Below are 15669 nucleotides of genomic sequence, written 5' to 3'. Positions count from 1 at the left end.
AGCCGTGTCAGCCGACCGACACCGGCAGCGAGGCCACGCCGCGCACGTTGATGCGGCCGTTCCAGGTCACGTCACCGGCCAGGGACAGGTCCGGGAACCGCTTCAGCATCCGCTCGAAGGTGATGCTCGCCTCCAGGCGCGCCAGGGCCGCGCCGAGGCAGTGGTGCGAGCCGGAGCCGAACGCCAGGTGGGCGCGGGCGCCCTCGCGGTCCAGGCGCAGCGTGTCCGCGTCCTCGCCCCAGCGCGCCGCGTCGCGGTTGGCGGAGGCGAGACCGGCGACCACCATCGCGCCCGCGGGGATCTCGACGCCGCTGAGCACGGTCGGCTCCAGCGTGATGCGCCGGCTCGACTGCAACGGGCTGTCGTAGCGCAGCAGTTCGTCGACGGCGTTGGGCATCAGGTCGGCGTCCGCGCGCAGGGCGGCGAGCTGCTCGGGGTGGCGAAGGAGCGCGAGGGTGCCGTTGGCGAGCAGGTTCACGGTCGTCTCGTGGCCCGCGATGTACAGCAGCTGGATCTGCGCGACCAGTTCGTCGTCGCTGAGCTTGTCGCCGTCCTCCTCGGCCTCGATGAGGGCCGTCATGAGGTCGTCGGCGGGGTTGCGCCGCTTCCAGGCGATCATCTCGGCGGTGAGGACGGCCAGTTCCGCGTCCGCGTTCTCGATCTCCTGCATCACGGCCGGGTCGGCGACGGGCTCCAGGGAGCGCACGATCGTGCCGCTCAGCTCCCGGATCCGCTCGTGGTCGGTGGGCGGGGCGCCCAGCATGTCCGCGATCACCGTGAACGGCAGCGGCGACGCGAGCGCGGGCACCAGGTCGGCGCCGCCCTCGTCGGCGATCCGGTCGAGCATGCCGTCGACGAGCTCGCCGATGCGGGGCGCGAGCGCCTGGATCGACCTCGGCGTGAAGGCCTTCTGCACCAGGCGCCGCAGCCGGGTGTGGTCCGGGGCGTCCCGGTCGATCATCGAGAAGCCGTCGATGAGCGGGGTCTTGCGCGACTCGTCCTTCTGTCGCAGGTTCTCCAGCGCGCCGGAGTTCACGTTACGCAGTTCGACCGACGCGCCCGAGCGCAGCAGGCCGAACACGTCCTCGTACCGGGTGACCACCCAGAACCCCAAAGGGTGCGGATAGACGGGGGCGACTTCGCGGAGCGTCGCGTACTGCGGGTAGGGATTGTCGGTGAACCCTTCGGCGAAGGGGTTGAACAGCGGTATCTGTTCCTGAGGGAGAACGCCCCCGGTCATCTCGTGCTCCTTGTGGTGGCACCGGCGTGAGGGACCCCCCGGCGCGGATCCGCAGGGATCCACCGCCTTGGCCCTCGGCCCCGGTTGGATGAGAGTTCGCAGGTCACAGTAGTGCCGCCGGGAGGACCGGCGGCACGTGACAAGGAAGAGAGCAGGAGAGTACCCGGCGGGGCGGGGCGGGGACTAGGCCGCCCAGTGGGCGGGGCGCTCCAGGGGCTGGGAGAGCTTCGTCCGGGCGTCGCCCCGCGCGGCGTTCAGCTGGGGCTGGGTGAGGAACAGGGCGCCGCGCAGATCCGCCCCGCACAGGTTCGTGTCGCGCATGTCCGCGCCGATCAGGTCGGCCTCGCGCAGATCGGCGTCGGACAGGTCGGCCGCGATGAGGAGGGCGCCGCGCAGGCTGGCGCCGCGCAGCTTCGCGCCCCGCTGCCGCGAGCCCATGAGGTTGGCGCCCCGGTGGTTCTTCTTCCGCCCCGGGACCGCCGCCCGGGCCAGCTCGCTGGCGCGCAGGAGCAGCGGGTTCACCTCACCCCGCAGGGCGTCCACGTCGACGGCCATCAGGGTCTCGACGGTGTCCCGGGTGAGCGCGTCGATCTGCTCGTACGCGCGCCGCAGATCGCGGTGGACGGGCCGGGCCGCGGGCAGGTCGAGGGCCTGCGCGGTGTACTTCAGGAGCTCCTGGAGCTGGCGGACGACGGGGAAGACCTCGTACATCGCGCGGGCCGAGTCCGGCTCCTCGCGCCAGCTGACGCCCTTGAAGGTGACCTGGGAGACCTTCTGCCCGGCGCCGAAGCAGTCGAAGACCGTGCAGCCGTTGTAGCCCTTGTCGCGCAGCCGCTCGTGGATGCCGCAGCGGAAGTCCTCCTGGAGGTTCCCGCAGGGGGTCCCGGCGGACTTGTTCACCGGGAAGTCCGACGAGCGCGAGAAGGGCAGCGCCACGCAGCACAGACCGAAGCAGTTCCCGCAGTCGGCCTGCAGGTCGGTCTGGGCGGCGTGCGAGGTGCGCTCGGACAAGGCGGTGGCTCCTGATGCGGTGGGCGGCGGCGTACGGCGGTCGTACGCCTCCATTGTCCCTCGTGCGCGGACGGTGACGGTACGCGGCCCCGGGGCGCGAGCGGAGGGGACGGAGGTGCCGGGCGGGGCGCCGAGGCACCCCGGGCCCCGGCCCCAGGGTCAGTCCTTGTCGGCCTTCTCGGCCTGCTCCGCCCTCTTCGCCTTCAGGCGCACCGTCTCCTTGCGGACCTCGGCCTGCGTGGCGCGCTCGCGCTCCAGCCACTCGGGGCGCTCTTCCTTGAGCGCGTCGATCTGCTCCGTGGTGAGGGCCTCCGTGACGCCGCCGCGGGCCAGGCCCGACACGGAGACGCCCAGCTTCGCCGCGACGACGGGGCGGGGGTGCGGGCCGTTGGCGCGCAGGTCGCGCAGCCACTGGGGCGGGTCGGCCTGCAGCGCGTTGAGCTCGGTCCGCGAGACCACGCCCTCCTGGAACTCGGCGGGGGTGGCTTCGAGGTACACACCCAGCTTCTTCGCCGCGGTGGCGGGCTTCATGGTCTGGGTGGAGTGGTGCGACGTCATAGGGCAAGGGTATCGAGCGAATGCGCGACCGCTGACCACGGCGGGCCCGTGGCGGCGGCGCCCGCCGGTGCGTCGGCCACTGACTACGCCCGGTAGTCTGGCGAGGTGACAGGCTCGGAAGACTCTCCCGCGTTCCGGCTCGCCTACGTCCCCGGGGTGACGCCCTCGAAGTGGGTGCGCATCTGGAACGAGCGGCTGCCCGACATCCCCCTGACCCTCCTCCAGGTGACCGCGCCGGAGGCCTGCGGGGTCCTGCGCAGGGGCGAGGCCGACGCGGGGTTCGTACGGCTCCCGGTCGACGGCGAGGACCTCAGCGCGATTCCCCTCTACGAGGAGACGACGGTGGTCGTGGTCCCCAAGGACCACCTCTTCGCGGCGGCCGACGAGGTGGCCGTGGCGGACCTCGACGACGAACTGGTGCTGCACCCGCTGGACGACACCCTGGACTGGGAGCACCCGCCGGGGCGCCCCGCCATCGAGCGCCCCGCCACGACCGCCGACGCGATCGAGCTCGTGGCGGCGGGCGTCGGCCTGCTGATCGTCCCCCAGTCCCTCGCGCGGCTGCACCACCGCAAGGACCTCACCTACCGCACGGTCACGGACGTCCCGACGTCCCGCGTGGCGCTGTCGTGGCCGCAGGAGGCCACGACGGACAGGGTGGAGGACTTCATCGGCATCGTCCGCGGCCGCACCGTCAACAGCACCCGGGGCCGCCGCGCCGACGCCGAGCCCAAGGAGAAGCGCCCGGACAAGGGCGGCGCGCGACGGCAGCAGGCCGGGGGCAAGGGGAACGCCAGGGGCACCGGCAAGGCGGCGGGCAAGCCGTCCGCCAAGAACGCGCGCCGCGGCTCCGGAGGCCCGAAGGGCGCCAAGGGCGGCAAGCCGCGCCGCAGGCCGTAGCGGCGCCGCCCGTCACCAGGGCTGGTTCCGCAGGAACGCGGCGGCGTGGGCCGCCTCCGCCTCCCGCGCCTGGTGGGAGCGGACCAGGGCCCAGCAGCCCACCGCCGCCACCGCCGTGGCGAGGACGACCAGGCGCCAGGTGGCGACGGGCGCGGAGGCCGCGGCCGGATCCGGGTGCGTGGCGAGGGTGATCCCGAGGACCAGCGGAACGGCCAGTGCCAGCGCCCAGCCGCCGAGCACCGACGAGGCGAGGCGGTGCGGCAGGACGAGGCCCGCCCAGAGCAGCACGGCGAGGGTGCCCACCACGGCCGCCGCGCCGCTCATCAGCCCCGGCACGGCGATGCCCGCGGCGACGGCGCCCGTGACGGCACCGGCCGCCACCGGAAGCAGGTGGCGGCGGTCGAGGGAGAGGGTCCGCCTCCCGCCGTGCCGCGCCAGGTGCGCGGCGGCGAGCAGGCCGACGGCTCCCGCCAGGAGGTAGGGCCCGCTGTTGAGCCAGACGTCATGGCCGGGTGCGTCGAAGTGCCTGTGGACGCCGTTGATGACGAAACCGCTGGTCAGGGCGAGGACGCTGCTGCCTGCCAGGAGCCCGGCCCAGGCGCGCCGACGCGTCGAGACGAGACTCGCCCAGGAGCCTACGAGCAGCGCCAGGAAGGGCAGGTGGGTGAGGACCAGCAGGGCGTTGAGCACCCCGTCGTCCCCGAAGGGGTAGCCGGCCGCGATGGTGGCCCAGGGGGATTCGAGGCCGGAGGCGTCGGGGGTGTGGCCCGCGTCGATCCACCACGTCTCGAAGGGGCGCGTACGGAACACCAGGAGGCCCGGCCCGGTGAGCACGGCGTGCCCGTCGAGCTGGAACCAGGACAGGACCCACAGGCCGACCGTGCCGAGGCCGAGGAGCCCCGGCAGGACGGGGTGCACGAGGGAGGCGGGCCGCGCGGGCCGCCGCGAGGGCGTCCGCGGCGGTGACGGCAGGGGCGCGGGCATGGGCGAGACGCTCGCCACGGGTGCCGGACGCCGGGGTGCCGTCGGGGCGGCCATCAGGGTGGTGGCGCGGCCCTCCGCGATCTGCCGGAGCTCCGCGGCGGTCTGCGCGACGTGCGGCCGGTCCTCCGGGTTCTTGGCCAGCAGGGAGTCCAGGACGGCCGTCAGGGCGGACCCGGCGCGCCGCGGCCAGGGCGGCGGGTCGGAGAGCACCGCCGCGATGGACTCCACCGCGGCGGGGCGGGCGAAGGGCGACACGCCCTCCACCGCGTGGAAGAGCGTGACGCCGAGGGCCCACAGGTCCGTGGCGGGCACGGGCGTCCCGCGGATCTGCTCGGGCGCCATGTAGGCCGGGGTGCCGAAGACGCTCGTCGTGGTGGTGACGTCGCTGGAGAGCCGGGCGATCCCGAAGTCGGCCAGCTTGACCCGGCCGCCCGCGAGGAGCATCACGTTCTCGGGCTTGACGTCACGGTGGATCACGCCGAGGGCGTGGGCGGCGCCGAGGACCTCGGCGAGCTGCGCCCCGATCGACGCCACCCGGGCGGGCGGCAGGGGGCCCTCCCGGGCCACGAGCGCCGACAGGGTGGTCCCTCGGACGAGTTCCATGACGATGACGACCTCGGCGCCGGAGCGCACCACGTCGTACACGGTGACGGCGCCCGGGTGGTTGAGCTTCGCCGCCGCGCGGGCCTCGCGCAGCAGCCGCGCGGTGGCCTTGGTGTCCAGGGGCGCGGCCCCCTGCCCGGGCCCGCGCACGTGCTTCACGGCGACCTCGCGCCCGAGGAGCGTGTCGACGGCCCGCCACACCACTCCCATGCCACCCCGCCCCAGCTCCTCGATCAGCTGGAACCTGTCACCGAATGGCTGCCCGCCCTCAACCATCGCGACCCCCCGGAACGCGCCCCCTGATACTCGCTGGGTCATCATCCAGCCACTGGCGACTTTCCGCAGCCCCTGACCGAAGTTGCACCGTAGAGACCGTTCCTGACCACCTCCCACGCGTCCCGTGGGCCCGCCGCACCGCGGCAGCGGGCAGGGAGCGCAGGGGCACCGGCCGGGGCTAGGCCCGGGGGAGTGCGTCCAAGGCCGGGCGGATGGTCTGTTCGGCCTTGTGGGGGTAGGGGAAGCCGTGGGTCTCGGCCACCTCCTTGGCCAGGTCGGCGAAGAGGTCCGCGGTCGCGCGGGCGGCGCGCAGGGCGTCGGCCGCGGCGAAGCCGCCGAAGGTGTCGGGCAGGCGCTCCCACACTTCCGGTGCGGCCCACTGCCGCATGCGGGTGCCGCCGTACCAGACGTCGTGGCCGGCGCCCTCGCGGGTCAGGGCGTGCCACTCGACGACGCTCTGCAGGAGTTCCTTGGTGGTCCAGTCGCGGGACTTGGCCACCCACAGCTCGCCCCGAGCGAGACAGCGCGGCAGATGCGCCATCTCGAACCAGAACTCCGCGCACAGCTCCTCGAACTCCTCGGCGTCGGGGAGCTCCGCCGCCACCTCGCCCGTGGCGGCGGGCAGGCGGGCGGCGGCGCCGTCGGGGTCCCACAGCACCTCGTAGCCGCGCTCGTGCAGGTCGTCGAGGCCGTCCGCGGCCATCGTCGTGAGCAGGCCCGCCGGCACGACCTGGAAGTCGACCTTGACGTCCCCTTCGAAGAGCACGAGCCTGGCCGGGTTGTCCCACGGCCCTTCGAGGCCGACCTGCACCACGACCGGGCCCAGCTCCTCGACCCACGCGCCGTCTTCGTAGCGGTCGGGGTCGGTGGTGTACAGCTCGATGTCGTGGTCGGAGAAGGCGTCCACCGTCCCGTCGCGCCGCGCCCGCGAGCCCGTCCGCAGCACGGCCCGGACGTCCTCACGCCCGCGCGCCCACTCCCGTACCCGCTCGACGATCCCGTCGTCCCCGGATTCAATGATCATGCGGTCACGTTACTGCGTCGCCGTCCGGGGCCCGGCCCCCCTCCGGGACGGACGAGTGGACGTACGAGTGGAGGAAGGAGCAGATGCCCGCGGCCCCCGCGACGACGCACACCACCTCGGTGACGTCCGTGCCGAAGAGCTCCATGAGGTGGCGGTCGCCGAGGGCGAGGGCGACGGTCTGGCCCGCCACCACGGTGAGGCCGCCGAGGAGGAAGGCGATCAGGAGGAGGCGGGTCGCGCCGAGGAGGAAGGGACGGAGGAAGGTGCGCACGGCGGGTGCTCCGTTCGGTGAAAGGGGTGGTGGGTTCAGAGGCGCTCCGGGGTGCTCCGGGTGTCGCGGAGGTGCTCAGCCCGGGATCCACAGGGCGCCCGTCGCGATGAGGACGCCGAACACATAGGTCGGCACGAGGTAGTAGAGGGCCACGGGCAGGAAGATCCGGGCGGGGTCGATGTCGGCGATGCTCGCGGCCACGTACAGCGGCGCGGCGCCCGGCGGCGAGCAGCCCTCCGACGACGCCCACACGATGACCGCGGCGAAGGCCACGTGCGCGGGGATCCCGGAGGCGGTGAGCGCGGCGAAGGCGACGGGGCCGACGGCCGCGAGCGTGGAGGTGGTGTTGAGGGGACCCGCCACGATCACCAGGATCAGGCCCACGACCAGGGCGGCCACCAGCGGAGGCACGTCCCGCAGGTCCTCCAGGTACGGGGTGAGCTCCGCGCCGAGGCCGAGCCGGTCCAGGACCTCGGAGGCGGCGAACGCGGACACCATGGTCACGCCCACCAGACCGAGCTGCGGGCCGACCTCGCCGAGCAGCCGCCACCAGGCCGCGCCGCCGTGCGGCAGCGTCCCGCGCTCCACGAGGAGCCCGGCGATCAGCATCACGACCGGCAGCCACACGAGCAGCGGCACCGCGTCCGAGGTGTCGAGCCCGCCGAGCCGGTCCGTCGCCCGGTCACCGACGGGGCCCGACGTCAAGAGCACGGGCACGGCCACGGCGGCCAGGACGAGCAGCGAGGTCCAGCCCGCCCCGAACGAGGCGCGCAGCGGCCTGATGTCCCGCGCGGCCATGGTGCCCACGCCGCGCCACCGCACGATCGCGTACGCGACGACCAGGCGCATCGCCACCATCCACGCCCCGGTGACGAACAGCGTGCCGACGACGTCGGACGAGGACAGCACGGGCAGCACCGTCGGCGCGGCGAGCAGCACGAAGAACGCGCCGCTGAAGGGGAAGGTCGCGCCGACACCGGCGTTCCCCGACAGGACGAGCGCGGCCGTCTCCCCGCTGGCCCGCGAGCGCTTCATCCACGGGATGGCGAGTGAACCGACGGTGGCGACGATCGCCGCGCCGTTGTGCGCCACCGCGCCGAACAGGCCGGAGGCGACGGTCGCCGCGTACGCGGAGCCGCCCCGGCGGCGGCCGAGCAGCGAGCTGAGGATGTCGATCATCCGCTGCACGAGGCCGGTGCGGGTGAGCAGTTCGCTGACGAACACGAACGCGAGCGCCGCGAACGTGATCTCCGACTTCAGGCCCGCGACCAGGCTGTCCCGGGCCACGCGCGGGGCGTCCGCACCCCCGAACGCGGCGCACGCGAGGAACCCGAGGACCATGGCCTCGCCTATGTTCCTTTTGAACGCCACGTTCCACACGATGATGACCCCGATGAACGCCACCAGGGCGAGGATCGCGTTCACCGGCGTGGGTCTTCCAGACCGGCCGCCCGGTACGCGTCGCGCGCCGCGGCGGAGGTGAGGTGGCGCAGCAGCGCGGCGGCCTCGGCGCGGCCCGCGGCGTGCGCGCCGAGGCCCACCGACAGCTCGGTGTAGTGCTGGACCTCTTCGGGCAACGGCCCGACCACGCGCGCCCGCGGCACGAAGCGCAGCTCGCTCAGCTGCTGCACCGCCAGGTCCGCGCGGCCGTCCGTCACCGCGAGCGCCGTGAAGCCCTTCTCGACCACGGTGGCGCGGGAGTTGACCTCCTCCGCGATGCCGAGCCGGTCGAGCAGGGCGGCGAACGCGACGCCGCTGGCACCGGTGCGGGAGTACGCCACCGAACGCGCGGACGTCAGGGCCCGGACGAGCGCGCCGGTGCTCGCGATGTCCACGGCGGGCGCGCCCGGCGGCACGGCCACGCCGATGCCGACCCGGGCCAGGGGCCGCAGCGAGGACGCGCTGAGCACCCCGGAGGCGGCCAGCTCCGCCAGGGCTCCGGTCACGCCGACCAGCACGTCGGGGCGCCCGCCCGCCTCGATCTTCCGGAGCAGGACGTTCGTCGGCTCGTACACGCCGTCGACGTCGACGCCGGCCGTACTGGTGAAGGACTCCAGGACGGAGTCGTCGAGGGCCTTCTTGACGGCGAGCGCGCTGAACAGGGCGACCGGGCGCGGTGGTCGCGGCCGCAGCGCGGCGCGCTGCTCCTCGGTGAGCCGGGCATGGTCGGTGCCGCGGAGCAGCAGGAGGATCCGCGCGGTCTGCTCCAGCTCCTCCACCGCCTCAAGGGCGGCGTCGAGCCCTGGAGCCGCCACGACGGGGCCGTGGTGGCGCAGCAGCAGCGCCGCGTGCGTACGGGCGCGTTCCTCGGCCGCGACCGCGAGTTGACGGTCGCCGGGCGCGAAGTACGGCACCAGCGCGAGCCGCCCGACGCGCAGCGCGTGGTAGGCGGTGAGCGGCGGCAGCGCGTCGTCGGCGTCGAGGCCGTTGAGGCAGGACACGGCGGCGGCGTGCGGGGAGTGCGTGTGGACGACGGCGCGCGCGTCGGGCCGGGCACGCAACACGGCGGCGTGCAGGAAGGCCTCCTTCGACGGCGGGGGCCCGTCCAGGTGGTGGCCGTCGGCGTCGACGAGCGACAGGTCGCCGGGGCCCAGGGCCGCGAGGTCGGCGCCGGTGGCGGTGACGAGGATCCGGCCGTCGCCGGTGCGCAGCGACACATTGCCGGTGCGGCCGTGCGCGAGGCCGCGCGCGGCCAGGGCACGGGCGGTGGTGACGACGGCCGCGCGCCCCGCCGTGTAGGAAGGGAGGGAGGGGGCGGAGGCGGTGGTCATGGGCGGGCTCCTTGACGTCGTCCGTGCGGGGCAGGGGGCGGCGGGGGCTGATCCGGCGGCGGCCCCGACACGGCGGTGAGGAAGTCGGGGCCGCCGAAGTTTCCGGACTTGAGCAGCAGCGCGATCCGGGGCCCCGACGTGGGGTGGATCCAGGGCACGCCCGGCGCCGCGGCCCTGCCGATCAGGGCACCGGTGACGCCGAGCGCGGCCACCACGGCGCCCGACGTCTCCCCGCCCGCCGCGACCACACGCCGCACCCCGCGCGCCACGAGCCCGGTGGCGACGCGCCCGGTGGCCTCCTCCAGGACGGCGGCGGCCCGCTCGGCCCCCAACTGCCGCTGAATGGCGTCCAGTTCGCCGGGCGGTACGGAGGAGTGGACGACGGGCGCGCCCCGCGACGGGCCGGTCGGCAGCGCGTCGTACCAGGCCAGGGCCCGCGCGGCCAGGGCCGCCGGATCCGGCTCGGCGACGGGGTCGAGCCGGTGCGTCGGCCGGTCCGCGGCGCGCAGCGCGTCGAGCTGCTCCAGGGTGCGGGCCGAGCAGCTTCCGCAGAGCACGGCCGCGGGCCCGACGGACAGCGGGTCCGCCTCCTCGTACGGGGCCGCGCCGCTGCCCGGGACGGCCGCGGCGAGCCCTTCGGCGAGGCCGGCCGCACCGGCCGCCAGGGGTGCGTCGGCGGCCACGCGGCCGAGCGTCCGCAGGTCCTCGTCGTCGAGCGCGTCCGCCAGCAGATAGCGCACCCCGCGCGTGGCCGCGCCGTCGACGGCCGTGCGGACGGCCGCCGCGCCCGCGCGCACCGTGTCCCACCGCAGGAGTTCGACGGGCCGCCGCGTCTGGGCGCGCAGCAGCCGGGGCAGGGAGGAGTCCGTCATCGGCGTCACCGGGTGGTGGCGCATCGGGGACTCGGCCAACGGCACGCCGTGCACGAAGAGATGGCCCTCGTACTGCGTGCGGCCGTGCTGCGGCGAGCTGGGCGTGAGCAGCACGACCGGCACGTCCAGGGCGTCGGCGAGCGCGTCGAGGACCGGCCCGATGTTCCCGTCCGCGGTGGAGTCGAAGGTCGAGCAGAACTTGAAGTAGATCCGCCGGGCCCCGTGCGCGCGCAGCTCGCGCAGCGCGGCGAGGGACCGCGTGACGGCCTGTGCGGACGGGGTCATGCGGCTCTTGAGGGCGATGACCACGGCTCCGCAGCCGTCGGGCGGTGGCACGTCCGGGCCCGGCACACCGAAGTACAGGACGGTGCGCAGCCCGCTCTCACGCAGGGCCAGGGCGACGTCGCAGGCCCCGGTCACATCGTCCGCGATCACTCCGAGCACGGGGTGTCTCCTTCCAGGGGGCGTTCCCCGGCTTCTACGGGGCTTTCCTCGGGGCCTTCGGCGCCGCTCGGCGCGGCGGCGGTGCTCGGCGCGGCGGCGCTCGGCGCGGCGGAGTTCTTGACGGCGGCGTTCTTGACGGCCGCGCGCAGCGCGCGGGCCGCCGCGTGCGGTCCCGCGTGGACGGGCAGCCCGAGGGCCTCGGCCAGGGCGTCGGCGTGCGGAGCCAAGGAGTACTGGGCCAGGAGCACGGCGTCGGCGGCACCGGGGTCCGGCACGGTTCCCGGCGCGATGACCCGGCCCACGATCCGCGTGGGGGAGCGGGCGGCGCGCGCGGCCGCGCGCAAGCGGTCGAGGGAGTCGTCGAGGGCCGCCGCGAACGTGGCGAGGACGAGCACCTCGCGGTGACCGCCGCCGAGGGCCGCGGCGAAGGCGGCGGCATCGGCGGCGAGCACCGGAACCTCCACGCCCGCGCGGGCCGCGACCGGCCCGTACAGCGAGCAGGTCAGCAACACGCCCCGGGCGCCGCCCTCGACGGCGTACGCGATGAGCCGCCGCATCCGGTCGGCGAGCGCAGGGGTGAGCCCACCGGCCGCGTCGGCGTCGGTGAGCAGCGCGTCGTCGAGGAGATTCCACGGCCGGGCCTCCGGGAACGCGGCGCCGAGCCCGGCGACGGCGGGTCCGACGGCCGCCGCGGTGGCACTCACCAGGGCGATGCGGACGCCGGGTGCGCCGGGACCGCGCGCGCGGCCGTTCCCGTTCACGGGGTCACCTCCGCCGACGCCGCGACCTCCGCTACCCACCCGAGCCCTGCCACGGTGCCGTCCACCGGCGCGTACTCGCATCCGACCCAGCCCTGGTACCCGGCCGTGCGCAGGGCGGCGACGACGCGTGGCCACGGGATGTCGCCGGTGCCCGGCTCGGTGCGGTCGGGCGGGTCGGCGAGCTGGAGGTGCAGGGCGTACGGCAGATACGTGTGCAGCGCGCGAACCGGATCCCCCTCGGTGATCCGCGCGTGGTACAGGTCGAGCAGCAGCCCCACCCGGTCGCGCCCCACCGCCTGGGCGACGGCCGCGGCCCGGGCCTGGGTGCGCAGGAAGTAGCCGGGCGCGTCGCGGCCGTTCTGCGCCTCGATCACGAGCCGCACCCCGGTGCCGTGCGCGCGCTCGGCGGCCCAGCCGAGGTGGGTGACGTAGGTGTCGAAGGCGTGCTCCGCGCTCACGTCCGGCGGCACGACCCCGGCCAGCACGTGCAGGAGTCCGGCGCCGAGTTCGGTGGCGTACTCCAGGCCGCGCTCGACCCCGGCGCGGAAGTCCGCCGTGCGCCCCGGGTGACAGGCCACCCCGGACCGCTCGGGTGAACCGGGTTCACCAGCAGGGGAGTTGATGAGCACTTGGCGCAGCCCCGCGGCACGCAGCAACGCGCGCAGCCGCGCCGGTGGGTACGGATAGGGCGCCGCGTACTCGACTCCGGCGAAGCCCGCGTCGGCCGCCGCCGCGAAGCGCCGTTCGAAGGGCAGCTCGGTGAAGAGCCACTTGAGATTGGCCGCGAGGAGAGGCCCCTCCACCCCGTGACCGAGCCGCAGCGCCCCAGGGCGCGGCTGGGCCGCCCCCGCCCCTCCCGGACCGGGCCGCGGCGCTTCCGCCCCTCCCGGATCTGCCGGGCCGAGCCGCGGTGACCCACCCGGCGACGCACCTAGTGGCCCACCTGACGGCTCACCCGACGACTCACCCTGTGCCCCACCCGATGGCCCACCCGACGACCCACCCAGCGGCCGCCCAGCCACCCCCATCACCGCACCCCCGCCCGTCCCGCGGCCCACCCCGGGTTCACCACGTGCTCGGGTGCGTGCCCGGACAGCACCGCGATGACCTGCTCCGCCGCCGAGCGGCCGGAGCGGGCCCGTGCCTGGACGGTCGCGCCCGCGATGTGCCCGGTGACCAGGACGTTGTCGAAGGCCCGCAGCCGGGAGTCCGGCGGCAGCGGCTCCCGCTCCGTCACGTCCAGGGCCGCGCCCGCGAGATGGCCCGAGGCGATCGCGTCGGCGAGGGCTTCCTCGTCGACGACACCGCCCCGCGCGGTGTTGATGAGGTACGCGCCGGGCCGCATCAGCCGCAGTGCCGCGCCGTCGATCAGGTGGCGGGTCGAGGCGTCGAGGGCGAGGTGCAGCGTGACGAAGTCCGCCGCGGCGAGCACGGCATCCAGCGGCAGGGCCTCGACCTCCGTCTCGGCGAGGAAACCGGCGTCCGGGCGCGGGTCGTGGCCCACCACCCGCATCCCCAGCGCCAGGCCGAGCCGCGCGACGGTCCTGCCGATCGAGCCGAGCCCGACGACGCCGAGCGTGGCGCCCGCGAGCTCGCGCCCGCTGGGCTGGGACCAGCCGCCCGCCCGTACGTCCGCGACGCTGCGCGGAATGCCCCGCGCGCAGCCGACCAGGAGGCCGAGCACGTACTCCGCGACCGACTGCCGGTTCACGCCGGGGGTGTGGGTCACGGCGATGCCGCGCCGGGTGGCCGCGGCCACGTCCACGTTGTCGTATCCGGCGCCGCAGCGGCCGATGACCCGCAGGCCGGGGGAGGCCCCGAGCACCTCGGCGGTGAACGCGTCGGTCCCCGCCACGATGCCCGCGGCACCCGCGTCCGCCACGGCCGCCCGCAGCGAGCGGCCCGCCGCGCGCCGGTCGTCGGGCCGCGCGAAGACGGTGCGGAGCCCTGCCCTCCGCAGCAACTGGTCGACTTCGTCGCCGGGTTGGAGATACGCCGTGGTCACGAGCACGTACGAGCCGTCGTCAGGCATCGGGATCCTCCACGATCGCTGGCTATACTATAGTGATAAGCAAAATAGTATAGGATTCAGCGGCGATCAAGAGGTGATCAAGAGGGGTGAGGAGCTGCGCTAAGGTCGGGCAGCGAAGGAGGCACGATGGCTACGACGCGCCCGTCCGCCCGGCAACCCCTGGCCGACAAGATGTACGAGGTGCTGCTGGGGCAGTTCATGGACGGCCTGTGGTCGCCGGGGCAGCCCCTCAACATCGGGGCGCTCTCCCGCGAGCTGGACGTCAGCCAGACGCCGCTGCGCGAGGCCCTCGCCCGCCTGGAACACACGGGGCTGGTACGGCGCGAGGCGCTCAAGGGCTACCGCGTCGCCCCGCTGTTCACCGAGCGCGAGCTGGTCAAGCTGATGGACGCGCGGCTCGTCCTGGAGCCCGCGATGGCGCACGAGGCCGCGCGCCGCACCACGCCGGAGTTCCTGGCGGAGCTGGAGGAGAGCATCGACGCGCTCAAGCGCTGTGCGGACGCGCCCCGTTCGGCCTCGGTGCGCTCCTACTGGGCCGCCGACGAGCGCTTCCACCTGCGCATCGCCGCCCAGTGCGACAACCCGTTCCTGGAGGCCGCTTACCGCTCCCTGGGCGGGCATGTCCAGCGCTTCCGGCTCTTCACGGAACTGGGCTCGTCCGAGGCCGAGTCACCGGCGCGCGAGCACCGGGCCGTCCACGAGGCGATGGCGGCGGGGGACGCGGAGGGGGCGGCGAAGCTGATGCGCCGGCACATCGAGAACGCGAAGGCCCGCGCCCTGACCGACCGCCAGGCGGTGGAGACGGCCTGACGGCCGGTCAGGACCTTGCGGCGCGGGCGGTCCCGCTTCAGCTCCGGGGGGCTCCTCCGCTCCGGATCCGGGGGACCTCGGCGATCTGGTCGCCGTCGGGTACGTCCGTGACCGTCACCAGGCGCGTCGGTACGCCGAGCCCCCGCGCGACGGCGGCCGCGATCCCGGCGGCGTCCTGCCCCGTGGGCACGGGCACCTCCTCGCCCTCGCCGTAGCTCTCGATGGCCTTGGTGAAGTAGCCCGGGTGCCAGGCGCCGACCGCGCCCCGCACGTCCACGGAGGTCACCGCGCGACCGCCCGCCACCGCCTTGATCCGGTCCAGGATCTGATCCGAGCGCAGTTCGCCCGGCACCTGGAAGAGGCTCGCGTGCGCGCCCACCGCGCCGCCCGGGCGCAGCTGGACCGTGAGGGTCAGACAGCTCGTGACGCTCGGGTACAGCAGGCTGCCGCCGGGCCCCGCCTCCTTCACCTGCCCCTCCGTGACCACGGTCCGCGCGGGCGCGGGCACGGGGGACGCGAGCGGGGCGGCGGCCCGCGCCCCGCCGCCGTCCCCCGCGTGGGCCGGGGCTCCGGCCAGCAGCGAGGCCGCGACGGCGAGACCGGCCACCACGAGGGACGGCCTGACGGAGGGGGCGTACGACGGCACGCCTGCACGTATGGACAAGAAGAGCTCCTGGCTGAGAAATCCGCGACAACGGCCCGTGGCCCACTGGGCCACGGCCGACCGGCCACTTTAAGGTGCGGGTCGCGCCACGGGGTGGGGCGGGGCTCGCTTCCGGAGGTGCGCCCCCTCCATGAGTCACCCCCTTGACCGGTGACGGGTGGCGTGGGAAAGTCATCCCACACACTGCTGGACGTGACCGAACGGAGTTCGACCATGGAAGGCCAGAACGCCATCGACAGTGCCGCCGTCGCGCGCCAGGAGCGCTTCGGCAAGCTGCCCGAGCGCATCCGCTTCGAGGACATGGTCGAGGAAGAGACCGCGACACCGGACGACCCGGCCCGGCACGACTACAACCCCGAAAGCTCCTGGAAGACCTTCAACTGCCTCGCCGCGGACCTGGGCCTCTGAGCCCCACGGCGCCGGAAGCGCGCCGTCCCCTCCCGCGCAG

16 protein-coding genes are annotated in these 15669 nt (G+C 74.8%); 3 read left to right on the top strand and 13 right to left on the bottom strand.

Annotation, left to right across the window (positions count from 1 at the left end):
• Positions 1 to 7: 7 nt before the first annotated feature.
• The 3 genes from C9F11_RS03275 to C9F11_RS03265 all read right to left on the bottom strand — a co-directional run bounded on the left by C9F11_RS03275 (position 8) and on the right by C9F11_RS03265 (position 2809).
• Complete coding sequence (locus C9F11_RS03275) at positions 8 to 1240, bottom strand: cytochrome P450 (protein ID WP_138957824.1); 1233 nt, start codon at positions 1238 to 1240, stop codon at positions 8 to 10.
• A gap of 183 nt (positions 1241 to 1423) precedes the next feature.
• On the bottom strand, positions 1424 to 2251 hold the full coding sequence (locus C9F11_RS03270; RefSeq protein WP_138957823.1) for a pentapeptide repeat-containing protein: 828 nt from the start codon (positions 2249 to 2251) through the stop codon (positions 1424 to 1426).
• 159 nt (positions 2252 to 2410) lie between these two features.
• Positions 2411 to 2809, bottom strand: coding sequence for a DUF5997 family protein (locus C9F11_RS03265; RefSeq protein WP_138957822.1), 399 nt, complete (start codon positions 2807 to 2809; stop codon positions 2411 to 2413).
• A gap of 105 nt (positions 2810 to 2914) precedes the next feature.
• Here C9F11_RS03265 and C9F11_RS03260 point away from each other — a divergent pair, with 105 nt between their 5' ends.
• Positions 2915 to 3709, top strand: a complete 795-nt coding sequence (locus C9F11_RS03260) for a LysR family substrate-binding domain-containing protein (protein WP_138957821.1) — start codon at positions 2915 to 2917, stop codon at positions 3707 to 3709.
• A gap of 12 nt (positions 3710 to 3721) precedes the next feature.
• Here the strand turns inward: C9F11_RS03260 and C9F11_RS03255 are convergent, their stop codons facing one another.
• The 9 genes from C9F11_RS03255 to C9F11_RS03215 all read right to left on the bottom strand — a co-directional run bounded on the left by C9F11_RS03255 (position 3722) and on the right by C9F11_RS03215 (position 13747).
• Positions 3722 to 5572, bottom strand: coding sequence for a serine/threonine-protein kinase (locus C9F11_RS03255; RefSeq protein ID WP_171075621.1), 1851 nt, complete (start codon positions 5570 to 5572; stop codon positions 3722 to 3724).
• Between the two features lie 178 nt (positions 5573 to 5750).
• On the bottom strand, positions 5751 to 6596 hold the full coding sequence (locus C9F11_RS03250; RefSeq protein ID WP_138957819.1) for an aminoglycoside 6-adenylyltransferase: 846 nt from the start codon (positions 6594 to 6596) through the stop codon (positions 5751 to 5753).
• 4 nt (positions 6597 to 6600) lie between these two features.
• Entirely contained in the window at positions 6601 to 6867 is a 267-nt protein-coding gene (locus C9F11_RS03245; RefSeq protein WP_212767792.1) for a hypothetical protein, read from the bottom strand.
• A 75-nt stretch (positions 6868 to 6942) separates the two neighbouring features.
• Positions 6943 to 8292, bottom strand: a complete 1350-nt coding sequence (locus tag C9F11_RS03240) for a TRAP transporter large permease subunit (protein ID WP_138957818.1) — start codon at positions 8290 to 8292, stop codon at positions 6943 to 6945.
• Entirely contained in the window at positions 8289 to 9638 is a 1350-nt protein-coding gene (locus tag C9F11_RS48475) for a class II aldolase/adducin family protein (protein ID WP_249401574.1), read from the bottom strand. Before C9F11_RS48475 ends, C9F11_RS03240 begins: the two co-directional genes overlap by 4 nt.
• On the bottom strand, positions 9635 to 10954 hold the full coding sequence (gene otnK, locus C9F11_RS03230; RefSeq protein ID WP_138957817.1) for a 3-oxo-tetronate kinase: 1320 nt from the start codon (positions 10952 to 10954) through the stop codon (positions 9635 to 9637). The genes C9F11_RS48475 and otnK overlap by 4 nt, the downstream gene beginning before the upstream one ends.
• Positions 10942 to 11715, bottom strand: coding sequence for a hypothetical protein (locus tag C9F11_RS03225; RefSeq protein WP_249401573.1), 774 nt, complete (start codon positions 11713 to 11715; stop codon positions 10942 to 10944). The genes otnK and C9F11_RS03225 overlap by 13 nt, the downstream gene beginning before the upstream one ends.
• Positions 11712 to 12518, bottom strand: coding sequence for a TIM barrel protein (locus C9F11_RS03220; protein ID WP_138957816.1), 807 nt, complete (start codon positions 12516 to 12518; stop codon positions 11712 to 11714). The genes C9F11_RS03225 and C9F11_RS03220 overlap by 4 nt, the downstream gene beginning before the upstream one ends.
• A 224-nt stretch (positions 12519 to 12742) precedes the next feature.
• A complete protein-coding gene (locus C9F11_RS03215) occupies positions 12743 to 13747 on the bottom strand; it encodes a phosphoglycerate dehydrogenase (RefSeq protein WP_138957815.1) in 1005 nt (334 codons plus the stop codon).
• 126 nt (positions 13748 to 13873) lie between these two features.
• Between C9F11_RS03215 and C9F11_RS03210 the strand changes: the two genes are divergently transcribed.
• A complete protein-coding gene (locus C9F11_RS03210; protein WP_138957814.1) occupies positions 13874 to 14557 on the top strand; it encodes a GntR family transcriptional regulator in 684 nt (227 codons plus the stop codon).
• Positions 14558 to 14594: 37 nt separating this feature from the next.
• On the opposite strand, the gene C9F11_RS03205 is transcribed toward C9F11_RS03210, so the two are convergent.
• Complete coding sequence (locus C9F11_RS03205; RefSeq protein ID WP_249401572.1) at positions 14595 to 15221, bottom strand: hypothetical protein; 627 nt, start codon at positions 15219 to 15221, stop codon at positions 14595 to 14597.
• A 213-nt stretch (positions 15222 to 15434) separates the two neighbouring features.
• Here C9F11_RS03205 and C9F11_RS03200 point away from each other — a divergent pair, with 213 nt between their 5' ends.
• The gene (locus C9F11_RS03200) at positions 15435 to 15629 is read left to right on the top strand and encodes a hypothetical protein (protein ID WP_138965970.1); all 195 of its coding nucleotides are present in this window, start codon (positions 15435 to 15437) and stop codon (positions 15627 to 15629) included.
• Positions 15630 to 15669: the final 40 nt, after the last annotated feature.

Origin of the sequence: Streptomyces sp. YIM 121038 (assembly GCF_006088715.1) — a bacterium.
GTDB lineage: Bacteria > Actinomycetota > Actinomycetes > Streptomycetales > Streptomycetaceae > Streptomyces.
The sequence above is the reverse complement of the archived record's forward strand: the minus strand, read 5'-3'. Positions and strand labels throughout refer to the sequence as shown.

Bases quoted from the DNA above. Each gene is read 5' to 3' on its own strand.
- C9F11_RS03210 (WP_138957814.1), top strand. From the start codon at position 13,874: ATGGCTACGACGCGCCCGTCCGCCCGGCAACCCCTGGCCGACAAGATG.
- C9F11_RS03255 (WP_171075621.1), bottom strand. From the start codon at position 5,572: ATGGTTGAGGGCGGGCAGCCATTCGGTGACAGGTTCCAGCTGATCGAG.
- C9F11_RS03250 (WP_138957819.1), bottom strand. From the start codon at position 6,596: ATGATCATTGAATCCGGGGACGACGGGATCGTCGAGCGGGTACGGGAG.
- C9F11_RS03275 (WP_138957824.1), bottom strand. From the start codon at position 1,240: ATGACCGGGGGCGTTCTCCCTCAGGAACAGATACCGCTGTTCAACCCC.
- C9F11_RS03215 (WP_138957815.1), bottom strand. From the start codon at position 13,747: ATGCCTGACGACGGCTCGTACGTGCTCGTGACCACGGCGTATCTCCAA.
- C9F11_RS48475 (WP_249401574.1), bottom strand. From the start codon at position 9,638: ATGACCACCGCCTCCGCCCCCTCCCTCCCTTCCTACACGGCGGGGCGC.
- C9F11_RS03200 (WP_138965970.1), top strand. From the start codon at position 15,435: ATGGAAGGCCAGAACGCCATCGACAGTGCCGCCGTCGCGCGCCAGGAG.
- C9F11_RS03265 (WP_138957822.1), bottom strand. From the start codon at position 2,809: ATGACGTCGCACCACTCCACCCAGACCATGAAGCCCGCCACCGCGGCG.